The following is a 12,962-nucleotide window of genomic DNA, read 5'->3' on the forward strand; positions in this document are numbered from 1 at the left end:
TGCCGGCACTCTGGCTGGACTCTTGAAATGGCTTTCACCGCGTTTGCTCATGCGTTGCTCATGCAAATTTGCAAAAAAATGTCTCCGAAAACGTACCTATCCGGGCATTTGCGCTGTCCTGACTTTTCGGATCAATCGGACCGGTCCAGATAGTGACCGAATTGGACCCGTGTCGTGATTTTTCGAATGCAACATGATTTTTGGGCCGAATTTGCTTCCAATTTCGGACGAGAATTCAGGCGTCAATTGGCGATCCGTCGGTGATGGACGCGATGGTCGATCCAATTCCATGCCAAACCCCTTTGCAGCGTCGCTGTGCAACCTAGGCTTTCAGACATTTCCCTTATCACGTCTCGTGAACGCGTTTCTCCTGTCTAATCAGAGACCAGTCTCATGGCAAAAATCTCCACTGAGATCGTGGCAGTTTAGTTGATCGTGTTGTCAACACAATTGCTTTCCCGAACAGCAGAAGCTGCAGAGTCTCCATCGCTTCTCGTTCCCGAAACTCACGTTGTTCCCGAAACTCAATCCGTTGAGTCAGGTTCGATTGGTGAAGAATTCGAACAGCTTCTGGAGAGTGCATCCGAAAACGAAGATCTTCCGATTCAGATCGAAACAGTTGATTCACATTCACAGGGAATCACGATTGCTGTCCATCAGTCGTTTCTTTCGAAGTGGATCAATCGGTCAACGTCCGAATGCGGTGGAGTCCGCGATCGGATTCTCGAAGCAGAAGTTTTTGGGAATCAGTGTACGACCACTCAGGCGAATCTCGAGATGGTCAAGTCTCTGCGACCGGCCAAATTCTTTGTGACGCTGAATGGTCAGACACACAACCAAACGACGAGCTTTGTCCGACGGACTCAAATTTCGTCGCGAGGCCAATATCACTTTCATTCCAGAAAAGCGGTTGTGTTTGACGGAACAAAACTGGCATCGGCTGCACCGGTCACAACCTGTCAGATCTTTCAACAGAACTATTCCGCTTCAACTCCCTTCGACGGAATTCCGCTTCTCGGAAATCTGGCAAGCGAGACCGCTCTTCGAATGGCGAATCAGCGACAGGAGTACGTCCGGCAGAACGCAGCGAACCGCATCAATCAACGCGTGATCAGCCAATTTGATGAACGCGTGAATGCTCGGGTTTTCGCACTCAATCAGAACTTGCAATCGAAGTTCGGCTCCGTGTTGAGTCGTCTCAAATTCGATCCGACGGACATCGCGACCCGCTCCACGAATGAGCATTTGCTCGTTCATATTGGTCCTGGAGCAGATCAACTGGCCACTCGCCATTTCGATCCCAACAGCCTTCCCAAAGAAGGCGTGATTGTCCGAGTGCAGCAGTCGTTCATGAATGATGTGATCGAACGTTCCCCACTTGCGGGTCTGATGATTCCGGACACGATTCTCGAAAGCGTGCAGATCGACAACGGCTCGCCGCAGTTGATTATTCAAAACCCACGCTTCGGCAGTCTGGTGATGGCCGAGCAGTCACCTCTTCGAGTGGGACTGAAGAATGGGCTTGTTGTCTTGCAGGCGAATTTGGGATTTCGACCTGTGTGGGGACCCGAGTTTCCGGAACATCAAGTGACCGTCAATATCGAACCGGAACTGCAGGGACGGCAAATCGGAATCGGAGTCATGATCGACGAACTGAAATCGATCGCATCCAACGAAACGACCGTCTTCGAACTTCGCAGAGATTCCTTCAACCGAATGCTTGCTCAGACTCCCCGATTTCCGTCGCGATTTTCCATTCACTCCGACAACGTGAACGCTCCAAGTCAACTTGAAGTGACCGAGATCGAAATTGCCGACGGTTGGATGCAACTCTCCCTGAATACCCCCGGTGAGAACCACTCTGATCCTGCCAAACCCCAAGCTTCCGAGAACTCTCCGGTAATCTCCAATCCGACCAGCGAATTCCTCGAAATCGCTGCGAGCGCCGGAGATTAGTCCAATCTCTTGAACGCAGTTGCCTGACTCAATTCAGGTAACGCGTGCAAGTTCGCTCGTGTCAGTCGCTGCGAGTCAGAGAGGACGTTGTTTTAGTTCTTTGTGACGACCTCATCCAGATTCAACAGCAGGTTGCCACACATCGTCCATGCTGCCAGTTCAGGAAGAGCAATGGATTCGTCGATCGGGAAGTTCGCCAGTCCAATGAGTTCGCGGGCATGTTCCGGCTCGCTTTGGAACGTTTCCAGGTCTTGCTTGTAAGCATCGACAAGGCGGTCGACTTCGATTTGTTCCGGCTCGCGAGCAAGGCTCAGCCAGAGCATTCTCTCAGCGATCGATTCCGCAGTCTCTCCACCTTCCAGCATCCCGCGTTGCGCCAGCGCGATGGCGGTTTCGACATATTGCGGATCGTTGAAGAGCAGCAGCGCCTGCATCGGCGTGTTGGTGCGTTCTCTGCGAACGGTACATGATTCTCGCGAAGGGGCATCAAACACGTTCATTTGAGGAGGCGGTGCGGTCCGCTTGATGAATGTGTAGATCGTTCTTCGGTGAACTTTCTCCGGTCCGGAATCTGGCTCGAAGCGGACCGTATTCGATCCGGAATAACCCACAGCAAACCACAGTCCTTCCGGTTGTGGCGGTTTCACTCCGGGGCCGCCAAGGCGTTCGACAAGAAGACCGCTGGTGTAGAGCGCCTGATCTCGCAGAACTTCCGCGTCGAGACGGAATCGCGGTCCTCGGGAAAGCAACCGGTTCGCTCGATCTTTCGCGAGTTTCTCCGGCGAGACGACCGACGACTGTCGGTAAGCATGAGACATTACGATCAGTTTCATGAACTGTTTGACATCCCAGTTCATGTCGACGAAACGAACCGCCAGCCAGTCGAGAAGTTCCGGATGCGATGGAGGTTCTCCCTGCGAACCGAAGTCTTCCGAAGTTCTGACAAGCCCGGTTCCGAAGAACTGTTGCCAGTAACGATTCACGGTGACGCGAGTCGTCAGCGGATGATCGCTGTCAATAAGCCACATCGCTAACCCAAGTCGGTCGTTCGGATATTCCTCGTCCATTGGGGGCAAGGATGATGGTGTTCGACGGGACAGTTCTTCGCCCGGTTGGTCATATTCTCCACGTTCCAGAATAAATGCAGGTTCGGGAGTTGATTTCTCTTTCCACACGAGCGTCGTTGGAATCGTTGCTTTGAACTCGTCGCGTTCCTTTGTTGTTTGAGTCAGCGCGTCTCGAACAGCGATGTAGTCCTCGCTCTTCGTGATTTTGTCGCGGAAGTATGCTGTGATTTTATTCTTCTGTTCATCGTTCCTCTCATCAGAAGAAATCCCGGCGATCGTGCGGATTTCCGCAGGAACGTTTGTGTGAACGGGAGACTCTTCCGAAAGTGACAGTCTGACGCGTCCGAACTGATGCTGGCTGTGGACTGATTCGTGTTTGAGAACAATTCGAACCAGGAATTCTTCTTCGGAACCGAATGGAGTTTCCGCCGTGAAGATCGCTGTGTGTGGCTCTTTTTTGGCGAAGCCTTCAATTGCCCAACCGGTCTTTTTCTTTCCGTCGATGGCATTCGTGACTTTGAAATCTCCATTCGATTGCTCATGGTCAGCCGTGGCCCCGGTCAACTTCACTCGGGTCCATTTTGGATCGGCGTTGTTCTCCGGAATCGGGGCAGTGAAGACTTCAAACTCTGTGAGAACGACGTTGCTGTTCGAACTTCTTCCCGCTCCGGCATCGGTCAGTGACTCGTGCGTCAACCCTTCCAGGCGAACACTTTGCCATTCTGTTCCCGAGGTCTTGGCGACGACGGTGTAATTGTCGGTCGGAGAATTCTTTCCCGTCGCGAGAATCGATTGGTCTTCGAGCAACTCCAGCGATGCTCCTCCTGAGGATGTGAATTCCTGAGGAGTCAAAACCGACCACGCGGCGGAATCGGGATCGCTCGCTTCGGACAGTGCGAGTTCCCATGCTGCTTGTTCGGCATCGAGTTCTGGCCAGTCTTTCTGTTTGTCCTTTTGAAGCTGTGAAATCTTGTCGTTAAGTTCTGCGAGATGTTCGGACTGTTCGGGCGAAGGGACGGCAAGAATCGGTGCGTGGTCCTTTCGGTTTCCATCCATTGGATTTCCATCGATGCTGTTGAAATAGGCATACATCGAATAGAAATCCTGCATCGTGAACGGGTCGAATTTGTGATCATGGCAGCGAGTACACTCAAACGTGGCACCCATGAACACTGTTCCGAACGTCACCACTCGGTCGACAACATTACGGACCTGAACTTCTTCTTTAATCGATCCGCCTTCGTTTGTCGTCACGTGGGCTCGGTTGAAACCTGTCGCGATGAGTTGGCTTGGAGTGGGATCCGGAAGGAGGTCACCCGCGAGTTGTTCGGTAATGAACTGATCAAAGGGCATGTTGTCATTGAGGGCGGAAACAACCCAGTCCCGGTACGGCCACATTTCCCGGTAGTTATCCAGGTGCAGCCCGTGTGTGTCGCCATAGCGTGCAGCGTCCAGCCAGTATCGCGCCTGATGTTCGCCGAATCGTTCTGAACCGAGCAAACGGTCCACGACTCGTTCGTAGGCGTCGGGCGACTCGTCAGCGATGAATGCCTGAACTTCTTCCGGTGTCGGAGGAAGTCCCGTCAAATCGAGTGTCACTCGGCGAATTAAGGTTGCGCGATCTGCTTCGGCATTCGGCGTCAGTGATGCCTGTTCAAGACGACGGAGGATGAAGTTGTCGATCGGGTTTTTCACGAACGAAGAATCCGACACATCTGGAACGGCCGGATCAACGGGAGGAACCCACGACCAGTGGTCTTCCCATTGGGCTCCGGTTTCAATCCACTTTGTCAGTAGAGCGATTTCCTCGGCGGTGAGCGGTTTGTTCGCGTCTGCCGGCGGCATTTGAACGAACTCTTCTTTCGACGTGATACGGGCAATCAACTCGCTGGCATCCGGATCTCCAGGAACAATCGGATGCAGCCCGGAATCGGCTTCTCGGAGTACGCTTTCCTGTTGATCGAAGCGAATTCCTCCTTCGCGATGTGCATCGTCAGGCCCGTGGCAGGCGAAACACTTGTCCGAAAGAATTGGGCGAATGTCGCGATTGAAGCGGATCTCATCATCGCCACTAACGGGCAATGCAATTCCGATCAAACAAACGATGGTGAGTCGTAAGATGTGGCGAGTCATGTTGTGGCTCATAGCAAAAGAGGCGGGGCTTCAACTGATCAGCGAATTGGAACAATGAACATGATCATTTCGCTGAAATCATGCAAGGATGTCTTCGACAACGTGTCCGTGAACGTCCGTGAGTCGGAATCGCCGTCCTTGATATTTGTAGGTGAGTTGCTCGTGATCGATCCCGAGCAGGTGGAGCAGCGTCGCCTGAAAGTCATGCAGGTGCACTGGATTCTCTTCAATATTGTAGCACAAAGGGTCGGTCTGTCCGTAGCTGATTCCTCCTTGAATGCCGCCCCCAGCCATCCACGTCGAGAAGCACCGCGGATGATGATCGCGTCCGAAATTCTCGCTCAGCTTCCCTTGGCAGTAATTCGTGCGACCGAATTCTCCACCCCAGATGACAAGCGTTTCATCGAGTAAACCACGCTGTTTCAGATCTTCAATCAATGCTGCGGAGGCCTGATCAGTTTCCTGACATTGTCTTCGAAGTCCTCCCGGAAGTCCCCCGTGGTGATCCCATCCTTGATGATAAAGCTGCACGAACCGGACACCACGTTCGACCAGTCGGCGCGCCAGCAAACAGTTGGCTGCGAATGTTCCGGGGTTTCGAGAGTCCTCACCGTAAAGAGAGAAGGTCTGTTCCGTTTCTGAAGAGACGTCCGTCGCTTCGGGAATGGACATTTGCATGCGAAACGCAAGCTCGTATTGAGAGATCCGTGTTTCGAGTAGCGGGTCCGCTGATTCTTTGAGTTGCATCGAGTGAAGCTCTCTCAGCGAATCGAGCATGTTGCGTTTGCTCTGCGTCGAAAGGCCCGAAGGATTGTTGATGTAGAGAACAGGCTCGTCTCCCGCTCGGAACTGAACACCCTGATGGCGAGAGGGAAGAAAGCCACTTCCCCACAATCTGGAAACGAGCGGCTGTCCGGATTTGTTCTTCGTTACCGTCACGACAAATGCGGGAAGATTGGCGTTCTCAGAACCTAATCCGTAACTCAGCCACGACCCGATACTGGGGCGTCCAGGAAATTGAGATCCTGTTTGCACATGAGTGACTGCCGGACCATGATTGATGGCTTCGGTGTGCATGCTCTTGATGAAACAGAGATCGTCAGCAACGCGGGCTGTGTGCGGAAACAATTCGCTCAGCCACGCCCCGGACTCGCCATGCTGGGCGAATTTGAATGGGGATCCCACGAGTGGCAGACTCGATTGATTGCCACTCATCCCGGTAAGTCGCTGACCTTTGCGGACCTCGTCAGGAAGTTCCTCCCCGTGCAGTCTTGTCAGCTCAGGTTTGTAATCGAACGTGTCCATTTGAGAAGGTCCTCCTGCCTGAAACAGGAAGATGACACTCTTCGCTTTCGGAGGGACATGCAACGCGGACAGCGCGCCCGATTCTGCATTCGCGCTGGAAGGGGAGAGGAGTTGCGAGAGGGCAACCGAGCCGAGTCCGAACCCGGCGTGCGAGAGAAAATCCCGACGGGAAGACGACATTGAATGTCCGACGCAATGAGTTTTCATGTCTGGTCTTCTTGAAGTTGAGTGGAGATTCGAACGTTTTCAGCTGTTTAGCGTTTGATGACACATTCATCCAGATTGAGTAACGCATTCGCGATCGAGGTGACCGCTGCGTGCTCAGGGGCAGGAAGGTTTTTGTTGCGCTCGTGCTGTCCGACGTTCAAGTATTCTTCAGCGTCTTCCGGCTGTTGTTGAAAGTTGGCCAACTGCGATTCGTACAAATGATGGAGCACTTCGCGCTCCTGCTCCGTCGGATAGCGACTCGTCAGCATCCGAAAGAGATCGGTCAATATGTCGTCGACCTCGAATTGATCGTCGTGGCGATGAGTCACCATCAATCGTTCTGCGAGAAGACGCGCTGCTTCGACAAACTGAGGGCCGTTCAACATCACGAGTGCCTGCAGTGGCGACGACGTTCGCTCGCGTTTCACCTGACAGACATCCCGTTTGGATGCATCAAGCGTTGTCATATCGGGCGCGGGGCCGGTTCGTTTCCAGTATGTGTAAACGCTGCGGCGATAGAGTCCCTCTCCCGTGTCAGGTTCGGCCGGTTTGAAAGAGACCGCCACTTCATACGGCTTGGCTGGAGGTCCACCAACTCGATTCACAAGCAGGCCGCTCACAGCAAGCGCATTGTCACGCAACATTTCAGCAGGCATGCGATAGCTTGGAGACCGAGACAGCAGCAGGTTCTCCGGATCAATTTTCATCTGGTCCGAACGGACTTGCGATGATTGTCGATAGGTCGCTGAAAGCACGATCTGTTTGAGTAATTGCTGAAGATCCCATCCCTGGTCCATGAAACGAACGGCCAGCCAGTCGAGAAGTTCGGGATGGGAAGGATTGGAACCCTGACTTCCGAAATCCTCAGGCGTGGCGACAAGGCCACTTCCGAAGACCATTTGCCATATGCGATTGACCGTCACACGTGCTGTCAACGGGTGGTCTGGACTCGTTAACCACTTTGCAAGTGCGAGTCGGTTGGCAGAGGCAGAGTCTGTGAGCGGAGGAAGAACGGCAGGCGTCGCCGGATGGACTTGCTCGCCTCGTGTGTCGTAATTGCCTCGGATCAGTCGGTACGTCGGTTTCTGTTTGGGAAGTTCACGCATCACCATGATTTCCGGAATCGTCTCGATGTAGTCGTTCAGCCTCTTTCGGTCTTTCTGAAGCTCCGACAGCGCCGACTGGTATTTCTTGTGTTGAGTCTGCAGGAAATATTGGTGAGCCTCTTTTTGTGAGAGAGAAGAGACCAAGAGATCACTTGAAGAACTTTCGGGTGATTCGAGATTGGTGAGTGCCTGGACTTCTCCGGGAGTCAACTCGCGATCGAACACTCGCAACTCGTCGACGGTCCCATTCTTGAATCCTCGATCTCGAAAACGTTCCCCAATCGCAATGTTGTCGCCGCCTCCTCCCTGAATCGTTTTCTTTAATCCATCACGAATTGTGTCGACTTCGGACTTCTTGCTATCCACAAAAATGTTCAACCCGTCAGCCCGACTCGAACCATCATACGTGACAGTGACATGGTGCCAGTCGTTGGTCGAAATCAGATCGGCAGTCCGAATGCTGATAGCGTTCCCCGGCCAGAAATGAATCAGTGACCACTTCAATTTCCCGTCTTCGATCAGCAATTCATATCCGCGGCTTCCCGCGTCCGTCCAGGCTCGTGATCGGTGCAAAATCACCGCACGTTCCTTCACATCCGGAGTCTTCAGCCACAATGAGATGGAGAAGGGTTGCGAACGTTGGAAGTTCCCGACTTCTGTGTCGATGGAATCATCACCCGTCAGTTGGGCTGCCTTTCCGGTAACGCCCTCGACGGAACGATTTCGACCCGAAACCGTTTCGAAATCGAGATGCAGCAGCGGTTCCGGAAGTTGGACTTTCTCCGTCTTGTTTTGCGACAGCCATTGATCAAACTTGCCGACGCTCTTCTTCGCGATCCGTTGCAGCTTGGTCTCGGATTTCACGACCGACTCTTCGAGACTGGCGATCTCCAGTTTCTGCTCAGGTGTCGATAACAACAGCGTTGGAGTGGGAACGGCGGGCGTGAAGTAGCTGTATAACCCCGCTTCATCGATGTTGTCGAAGAAGGCGGAAAGCTGAAAGTATTCCGCCTGGGAGAGCGGGTCGAATTTGTGGTCGTGGCATCGGCAGCATTCGAAAGTCAGCCCGAGGAATGCGGTTCCGAACGTTTGCGTTCGATCGGCGACATACTCAATGCGGAACTCTTCAGGCGTGCTTCCTCCCTCGACTTTCTGCGGATGAAGGCGATTGAAAGTGGTGGCGAGAATCTGATCGTCTGTCGCATTGGGAAGAAGATCGCCCGCGATTTGTTCGGTGATGAACTGATCGTACGGAGTGTTCTTGTTAAAGCTCCGAATCACCCAGTCTCGCCACGGCCAGACATACCGATCACGATCGACCTGATATCCGTAGGTGTCGCTGTACCTTGCGACATCGAGCCAGTCTGAGGCCATCCGTTCGCCGTAGCGCTCTGACTGAAACAGGCGATCGACAACTTTTTCGTACGATCGATCCGAGTCATCGGCGAGGAAGTTGTAGATTTCTTCCAGCGTAGGCGGAAGGCCGGTGAGGTCGAACGTGACGCGACGGATCCATTTTTCCTTCGTCGCAGGAGGATTGGGAGCCAACCCCGCCTGATCGAGTTTCCGGAGAATGAACCTGTCGAGGTCCTGTTGAGGCCAATCGGGATCGGAGACTTCCGGCAACTCTGGAGCGACCGGTTTTCGAAACGACCAGTGCTGGTCATATTCTGCCCCTTGCTCGATCCACTTCCGAAGGATGTCAATTTCACTGTCAGTCAAAGAGAGATTCGAGTCAGGCGGCGGCATTTTGACGCTCGAATCATCGGAAATGATCCGCAGAAAGACTTCGCTTTCGTCAGGGCTTCCCGGCTTGATGACAAAAGGGGCTGTCGCGAATTCCACAGCTTTGTGCGCGTCGGCTTCCTGATCGAGTCGCAGATCCGCTTCGCGATTTTCTCCATCGGGGCCATGACACAGGAAGCAGCGATCAGAAAGGATCGGCCGCACTTGCGTATTGAAGTCGATGCGCTCGGTCCCAAACACAAGTTGTGTGAGGAAGAGTTGGGAAGAAAGGAACGCAAGGAGAGAGAAGAGGCGAGTCATTTTCATGCAGACATTCTAGCAAACCCCGCTGGCGTGAGGCAAAACGTCACAAGGAGAATTTCATTTTGCGTCAGCCCAAACAGTTGAAGATGATCATTCTGCCGCTTGGAAGGCATGCTTCGTTCTGAGGTGATTTGAGAACGGAAAAAGGCCGCCTGAATCTTGTTCAGGCGGCCTTCTGTATCTCTCGAAACTGTTTGTAGATCAGACTTTGAAATCACTCACGTGATCCCGGTTTTGTGATTCTGATCTCTATTTCGAATCGTCGATCGGTCCGAGAAGTCGTGCCAGTTCCGTTCGCAACACTTCGTCGCGAGCATTCAGGTTGACAACTTTTCCGCTTTGGTCGACGAGGATGACAGTTGGAATTCCACTGATCCCGTAGTAGCGGGCGATTGGGTTGTCCCAACCTTGAAGTTCCGGTGCTTCTTCAAACAGTGTGACCCAGTTGAGGTCGTTGTCTTTGACGAATTCCACCAATGCTTCGCGGTCATTGTCGAGGCTGATCCCGACAACTTCAAAGCCTTTGTCGTGATAGGCTTCGTACATTTCCTTGACGTTTGGAAGTTCACCGATACATGGACCACACCAGGTTGCCCAGAAGTCGACGAGAACGACTTTTCCTTTGTATTGATCGATATTGAACTTCGATCCATCGAGAGTTGTGCCAGCAACTTCGATTTCGTTCCCGGGCAGTTTGAGACGTCGAGCGGTTGCTTCGAGCGTTTCAATCAGATCGCCGAGGTCAGCTTCGTTTTTGGCTTTGAGGATTGAAGTGTAAGTATCGTAGGCAAACACCGCGTTCTCGGTGTCTCCGTAACGATCAAGCATTTGTGCGGCCTGCATGGCACCTTGAATCGCTAATTGGAGTTCTTCCGGATTCTCCATTGTGGCGGATTTCAAATTGCCAGCGAGTTCTTTGATCAGTTCTTTCTTGGCAGCGTCAGGAAGCGTTGGCAATCGACCGATTCGCTCCTGAAGTTCGATGCGTGCTGCCAGGGCTTTGACTTGAGCTCGATCATCGTTCTGCAGTTTTTCGATGAGCTTGGCTCGCTTCAATGCTCCGGTGTTGTCACCGAACTGAGGAAGCAGACCGAGAACCTGCAGGCGAAGTTCGGCAGCCATGAGGTATGTTTCTTCGTCGACCGCGTCGCGATCCAGAATCGTTGTGAACGATTCATCCATTTTCTGCAGGTGAGCGAGAATTCCTTCGGGGGTTCTTTCCGGAGGTGGTGTTCGGGCGAGTTTTCGCAGGTAGAGTTGCAACTCGTTCGCGTCAGTCCCTTCCGGAACAGCATAAACATCAACTGTTTCGGCTTCGGCTGCAGCGTCCTGAGCAGTTGCGATGAGCGTGGGAGAAGCAATCGCGGCGATCAACAAGCCGAGAATGAGTCGAAGCGATAGAATTCTTGGGGTCATATGAACCTCCTGAGGTCAAAGTCCATGGAATGGCTAGGAAGTGGGGCGGGGCAATCAATTACAGAGATGTACAACGCCTACTGTTTTTGATTGCGTGATTGAAGTATTGAACGTCTGCCGTCATGAGAGTGTTTGGCAAAACTCTCGGAAAGACTGTAAGCAGCCTCACATCCTCATCATTTTGGACGATAGGAGACCCACAAGAGCAGTCACATCCTGAGAATAGATCATACTGCGTCGATAAGTTGAAACCAACATATGAATTCAGGAAATCTCACGATTCCGCCGTGCAGCAGCGGCGAGCGAAAACCCGCCGCCAAGCTGCAAACATGGAGGTTTCGAAGCAATTCTTCTCCGAAATTTCACGAACTCCCACGAGTTCAAAGCATGTGAGTGTGCACTCAAGATGGACGAGCATCGGTTGCGTGACGGCAACGAAACAAGTCCAGTTGAGTGCAATTCGCTTTCATCCGGGCAGGAATGAGCATTACGCTTCATCAATGACTTGCAAGGCTTCGAAGTCCTTGCCTTCGAGCATTTCGAGGCTCGCTCCTCCACCAGTGCTGACGTGTGACACTTTATCAGCGAGGCCAAACTGCTGAATCGCAGCTGCACTGTCACCGCCACCGATGATGCTGATGGAATCCGACTCGGCGATCGCCTCAGCGACGGCTCTTGTTCCCGCGTCGAACGGAGGAACTTCGAAGACACCCATCGGGCCGTTCCAGACAATTGTCGCTGCCGATTTCACGATTTCAGCGTACATCTTCGCCGTTTCCGGGCCGATGTCGAAGCCTTCGTAGTCGTCGGGAATTTCCCCGGCGGGCACAACCACTTTGTTGCAGTTCGGGTTCTTGAATTCGTCTCCGCAGTGAGTGTCGATCGGAAGAACGAGTTTGTCGCCGCCTTCCTTGATCAGTTCGCGAGCGAGGTCGACTTTGTCCTTCTCAACCAGACTCTGTCCGACTTTTCCACCTTGAGCGAGCGAGAACGTGTAAGCCATCGCTCCGCCGATCAAGACTTTGTCACACACGCCGAGCAGATTTTTGATGACTTTAATTTTGTCAGAAACCTTCGCTCCGCCGAGGATCGCAATGAATGGACGTTCGGGCGAGGAAATGGCATCGTTGAGATACTGGATCTCTTTCTGAACGAGAAATCCAACCGTTTTCGGCTTTCCTTCCATCAGCAGCGGGACGGTGTGCATGCTGGCGTGAGCGCGATGGCATGTTCCGAATGCGTCGTTGCAATAGATGTCAGCAAACGAACCGAGTTTCTCGGCGAAAGCTTTCTTGGCGGCACGCTGTTCATCAGTCGTCGATTCCGCTTCGTCCTTGAGTTCCTCTTCACCCGCGAAGCGAACATTTTCAAGGACCACAATTCCGCCGGGTTCCAAAGCTGCGACTTTCGCCTGTGCGTCAGGGCCCACGGTATCGGTCGCGAACGCGACTTCGCGTCCCAGGAGTTCCGCCAGTTTCTCAGCGGCTGGCTTGAGGCTCTCTTCGGGTTTGACTTTTCCCTTTGGTCGTCCGAGATGGCTCTTCAGAATCAGGCTTCCTCCACGATCGAGGACGGACTCGATCGAAGGCAGGGCCATTCGAATTCGTCGATCATCCGTGACGTTCAACTCATCGTCGAGTGGCACATTGAAGTCGACTCGCATCAGCACTTTCTTGCCGGAGACATCGACGTCAGCAATTGATTTCTTCGCCATTTCACAGAC

6 protein-coding genes are annotated in these 12,962 nt (G+C 53.0%); 1 reads left to right on the forward strand and 5 read right to left on the reverse strand.

The annotated features are described in order from the left end of the window. Nucleotides 1-435: 435 nt before the first annotated feature. Entirely contained in the window at nt 436-1,956 is a 1,521-nt protein-coding gene (locus KOR42_RS14980; protein WP_146510650.1) for a hypothetical protein, read from the forward strand. 92 nt (nt 1,957-2,048) lie between these two features. Here the strand turns inward: KOR42_RS14980 and KOR42_RS14985 are convergent, their stop codons facing one another. From KOR42_RS14985 to KOR42_RS15005, 5 genes are all read right to left on the reverse strand, one after another. Then, complete coding sequence (locus tag KOR42_RS14985) at nt 2,049-5,156, reverse strand: PSD1 and planctomycete cytochrome C domain-containing protein (protein ID WP_231740938.1); 3,108 nt, start codon at nt 5,154-5,156, stop codon at nt 2,049-2,051. Between the two features lie 78 nt (nt 5,157-5,234). Then, the gene (locus KOR42_RS14990) at nt 5,235-6,668 is read right to left on the reverse strand and encodes a DUF1501 domain-containing protein (protein ID WP_146510651.1); all 1,434 of its coding nucleotides are present in this window, start codon (nt 6,666-6,668) and stop codon (nt 5,235-5,237) included. Between the two features lie 47 nt (nt 6,669-6,715). Continuing rightward, on the reverse strand, nt 6,716-9,826 hold the full coding sequence (locus KOR42_RS14995; protein WP_231740939.1) for a DUF1553 domain-containing protein: 3,111 nt from the start codon (nt 9,824-9,826) through the stop codon (nt 6,716-6,718). Between the two features lie 246 nt (nt 9,827-10,072). After that, nucleotides 10,073-11,239 carry a TlpA family protein disulfide reductase gene (locus KOR42_RS15000; RefSeq protein WP_146510653.1) on the reverse strand — a complete coding sequence of 389 codons (1,167 nt, stop codon included), beginning with the start codon at nt 11,237-11,239 and terminating at the stop codon, nt 10,073-10,075. Nucleotides 11,240-11,726: 487 nt separating this feature from the next. Further along, the gene (locus tag KOR42_RS15005; protein ID WP_146510654.1) at nt 11,727-12,953 is read right to left on the reverse strand and encodes a phosphoglycerate kinase; all 1,227 of its coding nucleotides are present in this window, start codon (nt 12,951-12,953) and stop codon (nt 11,727-11,729) included. Nucleotides 12,954-12,962: the final 9 nt, after the last annotated feature.

This window comes from Thalassoglobus neptunius (genome assembly GCF_007859735.1).
Lineage (GTDB): Bacteria > Planctomycetota > Planctomycetia > Planctomycetales > Planctomycetaceae > Thalassoglobus > Thalassoglobus neptunius.